This is a genomic window from Pantoea sp. GABEPS69 (assembly GCF_045780835.1).
Lineage (GTDB): Bacteria > Pseudomonadota > Gammaproteobacteria > Enterobacterales > Enterobacteriaceae > Pantoea > Pantoea septica.
The window spans coordinates 81,528-98,768 of record NZ_CP118619.1 but is presented as its reverse complement, the minus strand read 5'-3'; the positions used below and the strand labels follow the sequence as shown (position 1 = coordinate 98,768).

Annotated in this window: 12 protein-coding genes; 5 read left to right on the top strand and 7 right to left on the bottom strand. The window is 55.6% G+C overall.

Annotation, left to right across the window (positions count from 1 at the left end; genetic code table 11):
• Positions 1-1,266, bottom strand: a complete 1,266-nt coding sequence (puuE, locus tag PVE98_RS20330; protein WP_033748373.1) for a 4-aminobutyrate transaminase — start codon at positions 1,264-1,266, stop codon at positions 1-3.
• A 102-nt stretch (positions 1,267-1,368) separates the two neighbouring features.
• Here puuE and PVE98_RS20325 point away from each other — a divergent pair, with 102 nt between their 5' ends.
• From PVE98_RS20325 to PVE98_RS20315, 3 genes are all read left to right on the top strand, one after another.
• Positions 1,369-2,847: a PLP-dependent aminotransferase family protein gene (locus tag PVE98_RS20325; RefSeq protein ID WP_096074100.1), complete on the top strand. Its 1,479-nt coding sequence runs from the start codon at positions 1,369-1,371 to the stop codon at positions 2,845-2,847.
• A 532-nt stretch (positions 2,848-3,379) separates the two neighbouring features.
• Positions 3,380-4,705: an APC family permease gene (locus tag PVE98_RS20320; RefSeq protein WP_096074101.1), complete on the top strand. Its 1,326-nt coding sequence runs from the start codon at positions 3,380-3,382 to the stop codon at positions 4,703-4,705.
• A gap of 59 nt (positions 4,706-4,764) precedes the next feature.
• Entirely contained in the window at positions 4,765-6,192 is a 1,428-nt protein-coding gene (locus PVE98_RS20315) for an FAD-binding oxidoreductase (protein ID WP_096074102.1), read from the top strand.
• Positions 6,193-6,443: 251 nt separating this feature from the next.
• Here the strand turns inward: PVE98_RS20315 and PVE98_RS20310 are convergent, their stop codons facing one another.
• Together PVE98_RS20310 and katE are read right to left on the bottom strand one after the other, a co-directional pair.
• Entirely contained in the window at positions 6,444-7,625 is a 1,182-nt protein-coding gene (locus PVE98_RS20310; protein ID WP_096074103.1) for a PAS domain-containing protein, read from the bottom strand.
• A 373-nt stretch (positions 7,626-7,998) separates the two neighbouring features.
• Entirely contained in the window at positions 7,999-10,263 is a 2,265-nt protein-coding gene (gene katE, locus PVE98_RS20305; protein ID WP_096074104.1) for a catalase HPII, read from the bottom strand.
• Between the two features lie 162 nt (positions 10,264-10,425).
• On the opposite strand from katE, the gene PVE98_RS20300 reads away from it, so the two are divergent.
• Positions 10,426-10,566 (top strand): hypothetical protein, encoded by a 141-nt coding sequence (locus PVE98_RS20300; RefSeq protein WP_187143691.1) that lies wholly within the window; start codon positions 10,426-10,428, stop codon positions 10,564-10,566.
• 178 nt (positions 10,567-10,744) lie between these two features.
• Here PVE98_RS20300 and PVE98_RS20295 read toward each other — a convergent pair whose 3' ends face one another.
• The 4 genes from PVE98_RS20295 to PVE98_RS20280 form a co-directional block, all read right to left on the bottom strand.
• Positions 10,745-11,545, bottom strand: coding sequence for an inositol monophosphatase family protein (locus tag PVE98_RS20295; RefSeq protein ID WP_096074105.1), 801 nt, complete (start codon positions 11,543-11,545; stop codon positions 10,745-10,747).
• 21 nt (positions 11,546-11,566) lie between these two features.
• Complete coding sequence (locus PVE98_RS20290) at positions 11,567-12,628, bottom strand: ABC transporter ATP-binding protein (protein WP_096074106.1); 1,062 nt, start codon at positions 12,626-12,628, stop codon at positions 11,567-11,569.
• Complete coding sequence (locus tag PVE98_RS20285; protein ID WP_033748361.1) at positions 12,625-14,859, bottom strand: iron ABC transporter permease; 2,235 nt, start codon at positions 14,857-14,859, stop codon at positions 12,625-12,627. Before PVE98_RS20285 ends, PVE98_RS20290 begins: the two co-directional genes overlap by 4 nt.
• 97 nt (positions 14,860-14,956) lie before the next feature.
• A complete protein-coding gene (locus PVE98_RS20280; protein ID WP_096074107.1) occupies positions 14,957-15,985 on the bottom strand; it encodes an ABC transporter substrate-binding protein in 1,029 nt (342 codons plus the stop codon).
• Between the two features lie 217 nt (positions 15,986-16,202).
• On the opposite strand from PVE98_RS20280, the gene PVE98_RS20275 reads away from it, so the two are divergent.
• Complete coding sequence (locus tag PVE98_RS20275; protein WP_033748358.1) at positions 16,203-17,237, top strand: LacI family DNA-binding transcriptional regulator; 1,035 nt, start codon at positions 16,203-16,205, stop codon at positions 17,235-17,237.
• Positions 17,238-17,241: the final 4 nt, after the last annotated feature.

Genomic DNA, 17,241 nt, shown 5'->3' with positions numbered 1-17,241 from the left:
CTACTGTTTCGTCGCAGATTCGATAATTCTCAGCGCCGTTTCGAACTGGGCATCGGGAATGGTCAACGGATAGAGGAAGCGGATCACGTTGCCATACTGGCCGCAGGTCAGCAGCAGCAGTCCCTGCTCAAGCGCCAGCTTTTGAACTTTTTGCGCGGCGGCGGCGGACGGCTCGCCGGTCTGCGCGTCACAGAATTCCGCCGCGACCATCGATCCCAGACCGCGCACTTCCGCCAGTTCGGCGCACCAGGCCTGACAATCCCTCAATACCACGCGCAGGCGCTCGCCCAGCGCGTCGGCGCGCTGACAAAGCTGTTCATCCTCAATGATATCCAGCACGGCGTGCGCGGAAGCCACCGCCATGGGATTGCCCGCATAGGTGCCGCCCAGACCGCCCGGCGCCGGCGCATCCATGATCTCTGCTTTGCCCACGACGCCAGAGAGCGGCATACCGCCCGCCAGGCTTTTCGCCATGGTCATCAGGTCGGGCTGGTGCTGATAGTGATCCATGGCGAACAGCTTGCCGGTGCGGGCGAAGCCGCTCTGTACCTCGTCCGCGATCATAACGATGCCGTGCTTGTCGCAGATAGCACGGATAGCGGCAATCAGCTCTGGCGGAGCCACATTAAACCCGCCCTCGCCCTGTACCGGTTCAAAGATAATCGCCGCAACCTGGGTCGGCTCGATATCGCATTTAAACAGGCGCTCGATGGCGTTGACCGCATCAGCGGTGGTCACCTTATGCAGTTCGGCAGGATACGGCACATGAAAAACCGAACCCGGGAAAGGCCCGAAACCAATTTTATAAGGCGCTACTTTGCCCGTCAGCGCCATCGTCATATAGGTACGCCCGTGGAAGCCGCCGCCGAAGGCAATGACGCCTGGGCGTTTGGTATGGGCGCGCGCAATTTTGATCGCGTTCTCCACCGCTTCGGCGCCGGTAGAGAAAAAAGCGGTTTTTAGCTCGCCCTGGATCGGCGCGGCGGCGTTGATTTTCTCCGCCAGCGAAATGTAGCTCTCGTAAGGCACGATCTGATAAGCGGTATGGGTAAAGGCCTTGAGCTGTTGCTCCATCGCCTGCACCAGGCGGGGATGGCGATGCCCCGTGTTGAGAACGGCGATACCCGCGGCAAAATCGATATACTGATTTCCCTCGACATCCGTCAGCGTACTGTTCTCCGCCGAGCTGGCGTAGAAGTTACACATTACGCCCACCCCGCGCGGCGTGGCATTCAGACGACGCTGCTGAAGATTGTTATTACTCATAGTAAGCCCCTTCCCTTCACAATTTATTTGAACTCTTGGGGACAATCTGTCAGCGTTTGGTACCTTATTCGAGAGCCAAATCATTTTATTTGCAGGATCCAAATGCACTCACTTGCTGGAGATGTGATCAGACAAGCATTTTTTAACGGCACGGAAGGAAAGCTGCATAAGCGATTGTATATCGCCATTTGCAACGCCATTCTTTCGGGCAATCTGACGCCCTCTTCGCGCATGCCACCGACTCGCGATCTGGCCAGTGAGCTTGAGCTGTCGCGCAATACGGTATTGCGGGTGTATGAGCAGCTGCAGGCGGAGGGCTATATCTCCTCTCGTGCGGGCAGCGGAACGGTCGTCACACACAGCGTGCTCGATAATTTAGAGTGCCGGCCTGCCGTGAGTCAGGATAAGGCGCCCGCTGAGGACTATTCCCTGCTGTCGGAGCGCGGCCTGCTGTTACTGGAGCACGCCAGCGCAAGCCCCAGACAGTGGGGAGCCTTTTTACCCGGCGTGCCCGACGTCGCGAACTTCCCTCACCGCGTGCTGAAAAAATTCTACGACCGTCAGGCTCGTCAGCTGTCGCCGGCGCTTTTAACCTATGACACCACGGGCGGCTCCGAGGTGCTTAAAGCCGCTCTGACCGATTACCTGCGCACGGCGCGCGGCGTCCAGTGCACGCCGGATCAGATCCTGATTACCGAAGGCATTCATCAGGCGCTCGATCTGGTGACGCGCTCGCTCTGCAATCCGGGAGACCGCGCCTGGACAGAGGAGCCTGGCTACTGGGGAATTAAAAATATCCTGCGTATGAACGGCGTTGAGATCGTCACCATGCCCGTGGACGAACAGGGGCTGATCCCCGACGGTGAGGGGATCGTCCCGCCTGAGCTGATCTTTGTTACGCCCTCTCACCAGTATCCTCTGGGTTCGGTGATGAGCCTGAGCCGCAGGCAGCAGCTGCTGGCGCAGGCGCGCAAAACCCAGAGCTGGATCGTGGAAGATGACTATGACAGCGAGTTTCGCTTTGCCGGCCAGCCTATTCCCGCGTTACAGGGGCTAGAGGCCAACAGTCCGGTGATTTACGTAGGCACCTTCAGTAAAACCCTCTATCCCGCACTCCGGCTCGGCTATATGGTTTTGCCTGAGCAGCTGAAAACGCCGCTGAAAAGAATGCATAGCGAGCTCTATCGCGGCGGACATCAGCTGACGCAGGCAGCGCTGGCCGATTTTATCCGGGAAGGCTATTACGCGGCGCACATACGGAAAATGCGTCAGCTGTATAGCCGTCGCCGGCAGGTTCTGGTGAATTTAATCAACGACGAATTAGGCGGCGGTTTTTTAGGCCAGTACAACAGCAATGCCGGGCTGCATTTGATTTTGCAACTGCCCGCAGGCGTGGACGACGTCACGCTGGCGCAGCGCGCCAATCGCCAGGGGATCCTGGTGCGCGCCCTGTCGAGTTATTATGCCGGCGAAAAAAGCCAGTCAGGCTTATTGCTGGGCTTCGCCAGCATGGAGGAGAGCGAAATTCATACCCAGTTCCACAGGCTGGCCGCGCTAATCAAAGAAGCGCAGCAGGCGTAAGCTTTCGACAGGCGTTTTTTACCGCTGGCGCTGAAGCGGCGGCCACATCAGCAATGCTTCAGTGCGCTTTATCCTCCGAGCCTGAAGAAGTGACTGTGCCTGCGCTCATCTGGCTCGCTCCACTCCACCTCACTCCGCTAACTGTCTGAATAATCGGTATTCATGGGCGAGAAAGGCAACAGCGATGCGGCATGAATCTAAAATGGCTTACATTACATCGCGATAAGACAAATTTAACATTTTTGTGACACCAACCATATACATATATAATATTATGTTTTATATATTGTCATATCAGGATTTGCAGCTGACCTGATAAACCAGCAGAGAGGCTAAATCATTCTCACTCCCGCTGTGAGGAGCTGGTTGCCCATAGCGAACATGCTGGAATAGCAGACATGATGAATTTTTAACACCCTAAACCGGACACGCTAAGAGACAGGCCCGGTTCACTACGTTGCGCATCTTTTTAATTGCTTAATGCATCAGAGGTTAAAAGTCATTCAACTGAAATTTCGAGTGAGATATTGCTATGAGATTAAAAGAGACAAATAGCGCCTGCCTCTCATTATGGCAGGTTGTCATTATCGGCATCGCTTATATGACACCGATGACGGTATTTGACACTTTTGGGATCGTTTCAAATATAACGGAAGGAAGAGTGCCGCTGGCTTATCTGCTGGCGCTGGCCGCGGTATTATTGACGGCAATTAGCTATGGCAGAATGGTTCGTCTGCATCCCTCGTCGGGATCGGCTTACACCTATGCGAGAAAGGTGTGCGGCAATAAAACCGGATTTATCGTCGGCTGGTCTTCCCTGCTGGATTATGTTTTCCTGCCGATGATAAACTCATTGCTGGCGGGGATCTATTTACAGACTCTGCTGCCTGAGGTGCCTGTCTGGCTCTCTATTTTAGTGTTCACCTCGCTGGTTACCTTCGTTAACTGCTGCAATATTAAAACGCTGGCAAATGCGAACTTCATATTTGTTGGCATTCCGGTCATTCTTATGGGCGTCTTTATCTATTTCGTCATCCATAATCTCCTCAGGGATTATAGCGACAGCCATATCTTTACTACTCAGCCGCTGTTCAACGGGCATAACAGCATTATCCCGTTGATCAGCGGCGCGGCGGTGCTCTGCTTCTCCTTTCTTGGCTTCGATGCCGTTACGACGCTCACGGATGAAACCAAAAGCCCGGTCAGCACCATCCCTAAAGCGGTGTTTTATACGGCGCTCAGCGGAGGCTTTATCTTTTTTGTCGCCGCATGGTTTATCCAGCTCTACTTCCCGGACAACTCGCAGTTTAAAAACCCCATGGAAGCGCTGCCGGAAATCGTATTGAACGTAGGCGGCAAAATGTTTCAAACGCTGTTTCTTATCGCCATTCTGCTCAATACCTTTGCTTCAGCGCTGGCTTCCCACGCAAGCGCCGCCAGGCTGTTGCATATCATGGGCAAAAACAACAACCTGACGCACCGCTTTTTCGGCTACCTGCATCCTGTAAATAAAAACCCCGTTTACTGTATTTTATTGATCGGCCTGATATCGCTGACCGCGATTTTTATTCAGCTCGATACCGCCGTCTCCTTAATCAGCTTTGGCGCGTTAGTGGCCTTTAGCGCAGTTAATTTATCCGTCATCATACACTTTGCCATTATTAAAAAAGAGACTATTGGCATAAAGAGGTTATTCCACAATATTTTGTTGCCGCTGGCGGGTCTGGGCTGCGTCGCAGTAATGTGGATTAACTTAAGCTTTGATGCCTTTATATTGGGCCTGACCTGGGCAACCTTAGGTCTCGGCTGGATCCTTTACTGTAGTTTTACCAAAAAAGAAGTCGCTATCTCTGAATAAACAGGTTTTGCATTCACAGTGAAGTCTCCTGTGGTACACGCTACTTACCGAGAAAACATATGAGTGGAAATAAAACGTTAATCAAGCCGCAATTAATATCTGACGCGAAAATTACCATGATGAGCCAGGCCGACCCAGATGCAGACTGGAACTGGGTGCGAAATAAAGAGGATACGCAGATCAGCGATCCTGGAAACCCCGCAAATTACTACGAGTCGACACTTGCACCCTGGATCGACTTTCCCTCTTTAAAAAAAGAGGAAGAGTGTGAACTCGTAGTGATCGGTGGCGGGCTGCTTGGCGCATCAACCGCGCTTCATCTTTCTGAAGCGGGTATTGATACCATTCTGCTGGAAAAGAACACCATCGGTTCTGGCGCCTCTGGCAGAAATGGCGGACAGCTTACGCCAGGCCTGGCGCGCTGGGAAGCCGAGTCGATGATTGAGCATCTCAGCTTCGAAGAGGCGAAACGCCTGTGGCATTTTACGTCGACGGAAGCCATGTCGCTGATTGATGAAATCGCACAGCGCTACGATTTAAATTTCGATCGTCATCATGGCCATATCACCGCCGCCGTTCATCCCGGACATATGAATGCACTGGTACAGGGCGTTGATGCCAGAAAATTCCTTGGCGAAAATAATGTCAACGTGCTCGGCAGCTATGAGCTGCAGGAACATATCAACTCTGACTTATATTATGGCGGCGTGTTAGATAACCTGGGCGGCCAGGTGCACTCATTAGCCCTGAATCGTGGGCTGGTGTATGGTTTCCTGAAAAATGGTGGCAGCGTCTATGAACATAGCGAGGTGATTAAAATTGAGAAAACCAGCAGCGGTACCCGAGTGATTACGCCTGAAGGGGTCATTCTCGCCAAAAAAGGCGTGGTGATTGCCGTACATGATGCCACCCATAAGCTTCTCGACGAAAACAAAGAAACCACGATACCCTTTTATACCTATGTCGGCGTCACGTCTCCTGTAGCAGGCGGTTCTAAAACGCTGCTTCCCACGGGCAAGCCCGTTTACGATACCCAGCTGCAGATCGATTATTATCGTCCCGTACGCAATGAAAGGATCTTATTCGGCGGCCAGGGAACGGGTCTGCGCTGGGATGACAGCAGAACAGTGGAGTATTTAACCTCGCGGATACGCGCCGTTTTTCCCGAACGGGACGACATCGAACTCGATTTCGCCTGGAGCGGCACCACCGACTTAACCCTGAATGGCGCCACGGACTGCAGAAGAAACGGCAATATTTATTCGGTTCATGGCTGGAGCGGCCACGGCATCGCGCAAACGGTCAGGATCGGCAAAGCGATTAAAGATGATATCGTCAGAGCCAATAAAGATTTCGCCATGCTGACCACCATCAAACATACGCCGCTGATGATAGGTCGCGCGCTGGCGCCGGTCGCCATCCCGCTCGCTAAAACCCTGCTAGGGATTACGACAAAGATTGCCCCAGGCAAGATGATCTCGTTCTGAAATATACCTGCCGCTCAGGCGGCAGGCTTATTTATGCTTTTTCGCGCGCCATAGAAGCAAGCTTCCTCCTGACTGCCGCTTATCGCCCGATGAATCTGTCTCTCTCTGACTCTGCAAGCGCAACGCGCCTGATCGCTGCCATATTCCGTGCGTATTCGTCCAGTTTCCGCATCCTCTACGCCTTCAGCCAGTAGCATGAACGGAACAGGCCCACAGGCCTGTCCGGAACAAACGCTCATTAAGGCTGAGGCTTAATGCTCGTGAGGCGAATCGGTGCGCGTGGCGGAGTTTCTTATACGCATCTGAAGTCGGGAGATTTGCCCAGTAATATCCGCGGTTCGTTCGGCCAGTCCCCTGATAGCGCTGGCGATAACGGAAAAGCCTCGCCCGTGCATGCCCGCCCTTGCGGCTTCAATACTGGCGTTGAGCGAAATGAGTTTAATCTGGGCGGCGATATTGCCGTTCTCAGAGACCAGTTCGGCAATTTCTTTTGCGGTTTCGGCTGTCTGCACGTTGCGTTTGATCTCATTCTCTTCATGAAGCAATCGATCGCGACGGCCCTGAATATCAATAAGCGCGCCGACAGCGCGGAGCGGCGTACCATCGGTAGCGCGCTTCGTCTGACCACGCGCCTGAAACCATCGGTATTCGCCGCCGCGTAGTTTGAGTCGATATTCAATATCGAAACCGGTTTTGCCGCTGAAATCCATCAGATGGCTGACGAAAGCGTCAAGGGCAGCCTGCTTATCTTCTGGATGAAGGCGCGAAGCCCAGCTCTCCATCACGTCCGGAAACTCTTCGACCGTTTCAAAGCCCAGCAGCTTTCTGAATTGTGGTGACCACCAAAATACGTTATCGGGATTAAGAGGATTGCCGCCGATAATATCCAGGTCCCAGAGTCCATCGTTAAGCATTTCCCGCGACAGGTCAAAACGCGTAGAGACGATATCGAAAAGACGGGCCTGAGCGGTTTCTTCCTCAATATTCTCCACAACGGCGACCAGACGCGGCGGCGTAAAGTCGGTGCTATACAGCGCGCGCAGAAGAACCCACTGAAAAGCGGCGCCGTCGGTTTTAATGCGGCAGCGCAGCGGTTGCCCTGCACCGCCGTGGCTAAGCACATATCGAATAAAATCTCTGAATGCTTCCCGGTGATCCGGATGCACACGCTGCTGCAGCGAAGCCAGCCCAATATCTTTTTGAGCAGGTAAGCCTAAAAGACGACGCGCCGAGGATGAAAAAAAGGCGGGCGAATCACTTTGCAAATCGGGTGACTCAATATACCAGACGCCCTCCTGACCGAGCGTCATCACGCATTTCAATAGCGTGGTGTCATTGTGATTACTCACGATCGTTTCACTGGCCGGCGCTTCAGCCATAGCTGACTGAGCCCACTCTGTGGCGGGCGTTTTTTTTAATAGTTTTCGAAACATGGTTTCTCCTGGTGAAGCTACGCCGACACAAAATATGCCTGCAATGATTTATCGGCGCGAGGAGAGAGAAATTCAGCGAATAATCAGACGTTTCCAGCAGGAATTGTAACAAGATAATCTTAACGGCGCGCCTTGTCGGCCGCCTGAGCAAGCGGAAGGTATCGGGCCTGAGATGGAAAAATCAAGCCGTTGAATTGACTGAATTAAAATAACGCAGTGTGATAATCGTGAGAATAGCGCGCGCCCCTAAAGCGTGCAGTTAAAAAAAGAGCGCCATGATAAACATGGCGCTCTTTTTGCCTCTACTATGTCAGCGGTCAACCCAGCCTGAAACAGAGAGTATCAGCCGCGCAAAGTTCGCCGGCCGCTATCGTCATGCCGGAATAGTTTGCGCCTTCTGGCTGCGCGACCAGACGCGGTGCGCTTTCATCGCCTGTGTAAACTCAGACATCAGCGCGCTTTCCGCTTTATCGCCCTGCACAAGGCCTTCTTCACGATCCGCATCTTCCAGACCGAACTGCGTTTTAAAACGGCGCGCCCCGCCCACCAGACCGATCACCTTCAGGTGCTTGTAGGCTTCCAGCAGGAAGTAGCGTGCATCGCCGCTCTGCAGCAGGGCATCGATATTGCCATCCGGCACGATAACCGCGTCAAAGGTCAGAGAAGGCAGACCGGCAAAGGTTGCGTCTACCGGCAGCACAGAACCGTCGTCTGCGCGCACCTGGCCCATATGCGGCGCCAGCAGTTTGGCGTGTACGCCGGCGGCTTTAAGCGCCTGCAGTATGTTCAGCACATCGTCCGCTTTCACGCCGTCGCTGAGCAACAATGCCACCTGACGTCCTTTGATCTCGCCGTCTGGAATTGCATAAAGGCTCAGGCTATCGTCTTTGCTGAGGCCGTTGACCGCCGCTGGCGGCTGAATATTCAGCTGTTCGTCGGTCAGGGCGATGCCGAGATTATCGGCGACGCCCTGCGCCAGGGCGATGTCAATGCGCGCCAGATGATCCACCACGCGTTCGCGAATATAGGCGCGCGCGACTTTACTCAGCTCAAACGAATAGGCGCCGATAATGTGCTGCTGCTCGACCTCGGTCTGGCTGAGCCAGAATAGACGCGGCTGGGCATAGTATTCGCCGAAAGAGGGGCTACGCTCACGCACTTTGTGGCCCTCAACCCGCTCCTGATAGCTTTCAAATCCGCCGTTTTTAGCCGCCGGCGGCGTTTCGCGCGGCCAGTTATCGTTGATCGAGTTCGGCTCGTAGTTAGCTGGGTTGGTATCGATATCCTGACGATGCATGCCCTGGCGCTGGAAGTTATGGTAAGGACAGGTCGGACGGTTGATCGGAATTTCATGGAAGTTCGGTCCGCCCAGGCGGCTGATCTGGGTATCGGTATAGGAGAACAGGCGGCCCTGCAACAGCGGATCGTTGGTAAAATCCAGGCCCGGCACAATATGGCCAGGATGGAACGCAACCTGCTCGGTTTCAGCAAAGAAATTATCGGGGTTACGGTTAAGCACCATCTTGCCGACGATTTCGACCGGCACCAGCGCTTCTGGAATCAGCTTGGTCGCATCGAGAATATCGAAGTCAAATTTAAACTCATCCTCTTCCGGGATTAGCTGCAGTCCCAGCTCAAATTCCGGGTAGTCGCCCGCTTCAATGGCTTCCCACAGATCGCGGCGATGGAAGTCGGGATCGCGACCGGTCAGCTTCTGCGACTCATCCCACAGCAGCGAGGCTTTGCCCGCTACCGGCTTCCAGTGGAAACGCACGAAGGTCGCTTTGCCTTCGGCGTTAATCAGGCGGAAGGTGTGAATGCCGAAACCTTCCATAGTGCGATAGCTGCGCGGAATGCCGCGATCGGACATCGCCCAGATGACGTTGTGCATGGTTTCCGGCTGCAGGGAAACGTAATCCCAAAAGGTATCATGGGCGCTCTGGCCCTGCGGAATTTCGTTGTGCGGTTCCGGCTTAACGGCATGCACGAAGTCGGGGAATTTATGCGCATCCTGAATAAAGAAGACCGGCGTATTGTTCCCGACCAGGTCAAACACGCCCTCTTCGGTATAGAACTTGGCGGCGAAGCCGCGAATATCGCGTACGGTGTCGGCGGAACCGGCACCGCCCTGCACCGTGGAGAAGCGCACGAAAACGGGCGTAGTCTGGTCTGGATCGCTCAGGAACTGCGCTTTAGTAAGATCTTTAAGTGAGCGGTAAGGCTGAAAATAGCCATGCGCCGCAGAGCCGCGAGCGTGCACGATTCGCTCTGGAATTCGCTCATGATCGAAGTGCGTGATCTTTTCACGCATGATGAAATCTTCCAGCAGCGTAGGACCGCGAGAACCGGCGCGCAGCGAGTTTTGATCGTTGGCGATGCGCGTGCCCTGGTTGGTCGTAAGGGCGCGATCGGTGCCGTTTTTGCGATTTGCTTCGAGCTGGTCAAGTTTGGCGTTATGCGTCTGCGGGGCTTTCAGGCTGCCTGGCGCGGTAGGCTGTTTGCCAGGCGGCGTCGGTTCGGGTTGCGGCTGATGCGAACCATCCTTGGGTGCCAGCGAACCCAACCCGGCTTCTGAGGATTCCGGGCCGGTGTGGGGCGCGCGGTGGCTAAGTGTTTTCTTTTCTGTTTCTTCCGACATAAACCCTTACTCCAGCGGTTGTTTTATTTTGACGACACTAAAGATAGAACAACCTGAGCAATACTGCGGGTTAAAACGCGCAGGTTACGCCCTCATAAAAGCGTATTTGCAGCGCACGCCCGACGCTGAGCGCGTTGAGGCGCTCTTTTGCGAGAACGACATATGACGCTGGTCGCATTGGAATCTCTGCGGGATGCGGCAGGCAACCCGCTACTTGCCGTTTCAGGCTTTGACGATATTGATGAGGCGGCTTCTGTCGGCGCAGCTGACAACATCAGGAAGGAAAACCCGGGTGGTAGCTGAAAACAGGGCGAGCTGCGTATTCGGCGTTCGCATCTGAAACGCTGAACGGGCAGGTTAACGTTAACGATCGGCAATCACGCCCGTTCGCCATCCCGCACCAGAGAATTCACGCTAGCCGAAGAGGCTTTCGTGCCGATCATCAACACGCCTGACCAGACTGACGTCAGGCGTATTTATGCTAAACGCCAGCTATTTTCTTCAGCTCATCGCGGGCGCCGGGCGCGACGGCCAGCACTTTTGCTCCTTTCGTTAAGCGCTCGCCCTCTGTGTTAAAAGGTAAATACCAGCCGCCGGCTTCGCGCACCAGGCAATACCCCGCCATGCAATCCCAGGCATGCATGTAAGGCTCCAGATAGCCCACCACCCGCCCGGCCGCGACCCATGCCAGCATTAACGCGCCCGACCCGATGCGAATAAAATTTCCGCCTGCCGCTAACAGCGCGGTCAGCAGCTCGCCTACCGCTTGCGGCGTAACGTAACTGTTCGCGCCAAAGCCGACCACATGATTTTGCAGCGTTCTGTCAGGGTCAACCTGCAAGGCGCGACCATTGAGCGTCGCACCCTTTCCTGTCGCGGCAACATAGCATTCGTCAAAGCATGGCGCGAAAATCACGCCAACCACCGGCTCCCCCTGGTACAACACCGCGATTGAAACGCACCAGTTCGGCATTCCGTTAAGAAATGGGCTGGTACCGTCAATAGGATCGACCACCCACGTAAAGCCCGACGTGCCGGGTTGTAAGCCGAACTCCTCGCCCAGAAAACCGTCTTCCGCAAAGCTCTCGCGGATACGGGCATCAATCATCTTTTCCACATCGCGGTCGGCCCTGGAGACGACATCCTGTAGATCTTTTTTAGTTTCAACCACTAAACTGTCGCGCTGGTGGAACCAGCTCAGCGCGAGACCCCCGGCGTCGCGCGCCGTCTCTTCTGCCAGCGCCAGACGCGTCATCAATGCCTTATTATCAAGCTCACTCATAATGTTTCCTTCATGGCCGGTTTAAGGGACGATCAGCGCCAGTCCCTGCGGTTTAAAATCTACGTTGACGTTCGCAGCAAGCGGCAGTCGCTGCTCCATCTGGTTATCCACGATAAACAGCGCCCCGAGAGGGGTGTTCACTTCATACTCAATATGATCGCCTAGCCAGGTGGCATGAATGATTTCGCCCGGCAGCGCACCTTCGCCAGAAGGGCACAGCGTAATGAACTGCGGACGCACCGAAAGCTGCGCTTTTCCCGGCGTGGCGCCGCTGCCGCGCACGCGATAAAGCCGCTTGCCAAGGCGAACCATCGCCTCATCACCCTCCAGCGACTCCACTTCACAGGCCAGGATGTTGGCCTCTCCCATAAAATCGGCGATGAAAATCGAATTGGGCGAACCATAAAGCGTTTCGGGCGCGCCCTGCTGGGCGATTTCTCCCTCTTTCATTACGATGATTTTGTCGGAGACGGCCAGCGCTTCCTCTTGATCGTGCGTGACGTAAACCGCGGTAAAGCCCAGACGCTGCTGCAAATCGCGAATATCTGTGCGCACGCGGCGGCGCAGTCGTTCATCCAGATTAGAGAGCGGCTCGTCCAGCAGCAGCACCTGCGGCTCCAGCACCAGCGCGCGCGCCACCGCAATACGCTGCTGCTGGCCGCCGGAAAGCTCAGACGGCAGTCGATTCCCCTGATTTTCCAGCCCAACCAGCTTTAGCCCTTCCCGCGCGCGATCTCGCGCCTCTCGCTGGCTCATGGCGCCGGAAAGCAGGCCGTACATCACATTTTCAAGCGCCGACATATGAGGGAACAGCGCATAGGACTGGAACACCATCGCAACGTCGCGCTCGTTAGCAGGCAGATGCGTGACCTCTTTGCCGCCAATCAAAATGCGACCCGAGGTGGGATGCTCCAGACCTGCCAGCAGACGCAGCGTGGTGGTTTTGCCGCAGCCGGACGGGCCCAGCAGCGTCACCAGCGTGCCAGCCTCCACCGTTAGCGAGAGGTCGGGCACGGCTGTAAACCCGGCAAAGCGTTTAGCGACATGTTCAAAGACGACGGTTCCTGCTTTTGCTGTACTCATACGGCATTCTCCTGAGTTAATGACGTGGGTGCGCCAGACGCAGCGGCGATTGCGCTGCTTTTGGCTGCCCGACGCAGGCGTCGTTCGCCGACCAGCAGCTGAAAGAGCGCAATGATGGCGAGCATCACAACGATCAGCACAGAGGAATAGGCTATTGCCACGCCATACTCACCATTTTCAACCAGACCGACGATGTAGGATGTCGCCATGTTGTACTGCGCGCTGACCAGAAAAATCACGGCGCTGATAGAGGTAATGGCGCGGACAAAGGCGTACACCAGCGCAGCGCTGATGGCCGGTTTCAGCAGCGGCAGCACGACTTTACGCAGCGTGCGAAAGCTGGTGGCGCCCAGCGTCAGAGAGGCTTCATCCAGACTTTTATCGAGCTGGCTCATGGCCGCTATCCCGCCGCGCACGCCGACGGGCATATTGCGGAAAACGAAACAGACGATGAGAATTAACGCGGTGCCGGTGATCTCTAGCGGCGGCAGGTTGAAGGCCATCACGTAGCTGACGCCGATAACCGTGCCGGGAATGGCAAAACTCAACATCAGGGCAAATTCAAACGCCTGACGCCCGGCGAACTTCTGCCGTACGATAAGCCATGCGGTCAGTAACCCGACGATAGCCGTAAGGGGCGCCGCGATCAGCGCAATTTCAATCGTGGTCCAGAATGAGTTCCACGCGACGCCGCTCCAGACCAAATGCCCCTCCTGCAGCGTGACGCGAAAGGCGTGAATGTAGTGCTCCAGCGTCAGGCTGTTATCCAGTCCCCATGAACGTACAAACCCGCCAACCATAATCATGCCGTAGACCACCAGCGTGAACGCTCCCCAGGGGATCACCAGCCCGTAAATGCCCACGCGCATCGGCCTGGGTAACGCGCTATGCGTGCCGCCATCCCCTTTGCCAGTCACGGTGGCGAAATTTTTACCGGACAGCCACAGACGCTGAATAATAAAGGCGCACAGGGTAAAACAGAGCAGGATCATCGCCAGCACCGCGGCCCTGCTGGGATCGTTTTGCGCGCCGACCACAGAGAAAAAGATTTCCGTCGAAAGCACGCCGTGACTGCCGCCCAGCACCATCGGATTACCGAAATCGGCCATACTTTCGATAAAGCCGATCAGGAAAGCATTTGCCAGCCCCGGCGCCATCAACGGCAGCGAAACGCGAGTAAAAGTGCGCCAGCGATTGGCGCGTAGGGTTTGCGAGGCCTCCTCCAGCGACGGGCTGATGCCTTCCACTACGCCAATCAAAACCATAAACGCCACGGGCGTAAATGACAGCACCTGCGCGATCCAGATACCGGTCATGCCATATAGCCAGCGGCCGGGCTCAATGCCGAACAGCGTCGCCAGATAGCTGGTCACCACGCCGGAGCGGCCAAACAGCAGGATCAGCGCCAGGCCGATGACAAATGGCGGCGTGATAATGGGGAGAATGGTAAGAAGACGCAGCGCTTTTTTGAATGGCAGCGCGGTGCGCGTTGCCGCCAGCGCAAAGGCCAGCCCTAGCAAAGTGGAACCGGTAGCGGTCATCAGCGCCAGCGTCAGCGTGCGCCAGGCGGTTCCGCAGGTGCCGCCTGCAAGACAAGACAGGCTCCATATCGACGGGTCGCCCATATTCGCCAGCAGGCCATCTGGCTTGAAGCTACCGTCCACATCCTGCACCGACACCACAAACAGGCTCAGCACCGGATAGAGCACGAAGGCGCTGACCAGCGCTACCAACAGCACGATAGCGGCGACCACAAAGGCATCACCTCTCAGCACGCCGCGCTCTGCCAGGGCAAACGCGAACAGCAGCAGAAAGGTGGTCAGCATCAACAGCGCGCCTGCGCCAAAAGCGGGCTGGCCTTGCTCCAGCGTTCCCATCACGTTTTCCAGCCATGCCCAGCTCCAGCCGCTGTAGCCAATGGCATGGCCCTCTGCGATCATAAAGAACACGCCGAGGGCGCTAACGCCTGATAGCAAAGCGCTTCGCCATGCACGATTTTTAATTAATCCGCACAGAGCAGCAAGGGCAAACAGCCCCGTGATAACGGCGAGCCATGGACGGTGCCAGACGATGGTTTGCCACAACGCCGGGGCGGCGGCTTCGTCGCGCCAGAGCCCGCCGAGCCATGAGAAATCAAAAAAGCCCGCCTCAAGGCTGTACCACGGAAGCAGCGTCAACGACACGGCCCCCAGAGCCAGCGCGCCGGTTAAGCGCCGGTTATTTGCATTCATGAATCACCTCGACCTGAGTTTTCAGGCTGAAGCGGACATCAGGCTTACGCCACCGCCGTTGAATTGGTTAGCCGGGCATTACGCCGACATAGCAGGGTTATTGAGCGCTGGCGCCGATTTCTTTATCCCAACGACTGAGCAGCGCTTTGCGCTTCGCGGAATCCCCGTAGGTTTTGAAGTCGTAGTCGATCAGCTTGATGTTTTCGAATCGCGGCGCGTACTGAGAGATTTCCGCCTGAGTATTGGAAGGAAGCTGGAAGGATTTCGCCTCTTTCATGTGCGACTGCGCTTCGGCGCTGAGCGCCCAGTCATACCAGATTTTGGCGTCGGCCAGGTTGCGCGCGCCCTTTACGATGGACATCGATCCAATCTCGTAGCCGGTGCCTTCGCAAGGCGCAACGGTTTTAATAGGAAAACCGTCGACCTCCATCGCCACCGCATCGTGCATAAAAACGATGCCGACAGTTGTTTCTCCACGCGCCGCGGCTTTTACCGGCGCAGAACCCGATTTGGTATATTGCGAGATATTCGCATTGAGTTTTTTCAGATATTCAAACGCTTTGTCTTCACCCATGATCTGCACCAGCGTAGCCAGCGTGTTATAGGCGGTGCCGGAAGAGTTAGGATTAGCGATCTGTATTTCGCCCTTGAAACCCGGATCAAGCAAATCTGACCAGCAGGCTGGCGCCTTCAGTTTTTTTGCGGCAAGAAGTTTCGTGTTGTAGCCCCAGCCCAGCGCGCCCGCATAAATACCCACCGTGCGAAAATCTGAGATTTCAGCCTGTTTTTGCGCCCAGTCATGCTGCTGGCTCAGCAAGGGAGACTTATAAGACTGAGTCAGCTTTTCTTCCGCCGCCTGCATATGCGGATCGCCCGTCCCTGCCCACCAGATGTCGGTGCGCGGATTACGCGCTTCGCTGCGAATGCGCGCATAGGCTTCACCGGCAGAGAGCCGCACCATGCTGACCTTGATGTCCGCATGCGACTGGCTAAACAAGCGCGTCATCTGTTCGCATACCACCACATCAGCGGAGCAGATCATATTAAGATTACCGGCGGCATGGGCGGTTAACGGCAGGGTCGAGCAACACAGGGTGATGGCTGGGATCAACAAGGTATAACGCATGGTGTTCTCCTGGGGTCAGAGGTGATGCTGCACTGGCATCTGTTTCTTGCACATGTGTGCAAATTAGTAGAGAACAAAAAATAGCCTGTCAATCAGCTTACGATGCAATTGATTAGTCATGTCACAAAATTGCAACATTACGCCAGACTTTTCTTTTGCACATATGTGCAATCTGATACAGACTCTTTCTGGGCCTGTGGCCATGACGAGGAGAAACATGAATCAGGGGAAAACGGTTGTCAGCGCTGAGGATGTGGCCCGCCGCGCCGGGGTCTCACGTTCCGCGGTGTCCCGCACCTTCACGCCCGGCGCCAGCGTATCGGAAGCGATGCGCGCTCGCGTAATGAAGGCGGCAGAAGAGCTGGGTTACCACGTTAATCATCTGGCGCGCAGCCTGGTGCGTAACCGCAGCGGTATTGTTTGTTTGATCGTCTCTGAAGTCGCCACGCCTTACCGTGCCAGCCTGGTAAGCTGGATGACGCAATGTCTGCAGGCGGCAGGCAAAGTAGCGATGATAATTAACACCGACCGCTCGGACAGCAGCGTCTCAGCCGCGCTACAGCAGGCCATTAACTTCCGCGCCGACGCCTCTATCATCCTTTCCGGCATGCCTGACAGCGGGATTACTCACCTGTGCTACCAGCATGGTCAGCACCTGATGCTAATCAACCGTGATGAAACCCTGCCCGGCTCGCTCAGTATTAATCTTGACTCCACGCAAGCGGCGGAAACTGCATTGATGGCGTTTTTGCGCGCCGGCTGTCGCCGCCTCGCCTTTGCTAACTCGCTGGCCGGCACGCCCAGCCTGATGAAACGGGAAGGCGATTTTCTTGCAGCAGCGTCGCGCGCAGGTGTGGCGGTCACAGTAGAGCGTTACGGAAGCACCTCTTATGAAAGCGGACGGATTCTGGCGCATCGCCTCCTCACCCGTCCGCAGCGGCCTGACGCCGTATTCTGCGTAACCGATTTGGTGGCGTGCGGATTTATGGACGAAGCGCGTCATAGCTTCGCGTTGCGTATCCCTGAAGATCTCTGCGTGGTGGGCTATGACAATATCCCGCAAAGCGGCTGGTCATCCTATAACCTCACCACCTTCGCTCAGCCGGTCGAGCAGTTTGCACATGACGCGGTGCAGTGGCTAATCGCTCAGGAGGAACGTCAGGAAGAGCTGCGTCCACGAGCGGAACAGCAAAACGACCGTTTAATCTATGAGGCCAGCGTGGTATGGCGCGGCTCGGTGCGGCGTGGCTGAAGCG

Coding starts and splice junctions, on each gene's coding strand:
- PVE98_RS20315 (WP_096074102.1), top strand. CDS start 4,765: ATGAGTGGAAATAAAACGTTAATCAAGCCGCAATTAATATCTGACGCG.
- PVE98_RS20295 (WP_096074105.1), bottom strand. CDS start 11,545: ATGAGTGAGCTTGATAATAAGGCATTGATGACGCGTCTGGCGCTGGCA.
- PVE98_RS20280 (WP_096074107.1), bottom strand. CDS start 15,985: ATGCGTTATACCTTGTTGATCCCAGCCATCACCCTGTGTTGCTCGACC.
- PVE98_RS20285 (WP_033748361.1), bottom strand. CDS start 14,859: ATGAATGCAAATAACCGGCGCTTAACCGGCGCGCTGGCTCTGGGGGCC.
- katE (WP_096074104.1), bottom strand. CDS start 10,263: ATGTCGGAAGAAACAGAAAAGAAAACACTTAGCCACCGCGCGCCCCAC.
- PVE98_RS20325 (WP_096074100.1), top strand. CDS start 1,369: ATGCACTCACTTGCTGGAGATGTGATCAGACAAGCATTTTTTAACGGC.
- PVE98_RS20290 (WP_096074106.1), bottom strand. CDS start 12,628: ATGAGTACAGCAAAAGCAGGAACCGTCGTCTTTGAACATGTCGCTAAA.
- PVE98_RS20320 (WP_096074101.1), top strand. CDS start 3,380: ATGAGATTAAAAGAGACAAATAGCGCCTGCCTCTCATTATGGCAGGTT.
- puuE (WP_033748373.1), bottom strand. CDS start 1,266: ATGAGTAATAACAATCTTCAGCAGCGTCGTCTGAATGCCACGCCGCGC.
- PVE98_RS20300 (WP_187143691.1), top strand. CDS start 10,426: ATGACGCTGGTCGCATTGGAATCTCTGCGGGATGCGGCAGGCAACCCG.
- PVE98_RS20310 (WP_096074103.1), bottom strand. CDS start 7,625: ATGTTTCGAAAACTATTAAAAAAAACGCCCGCCACAGAGTGGGCTCAG.
- PVE98_RS20275 (WP_033748358.1), top strand. CDS start 16,203: ATGAATCAGGGGAAAACGGTTGTCAGCGCTGAGGATGTGGCCCGCCGC.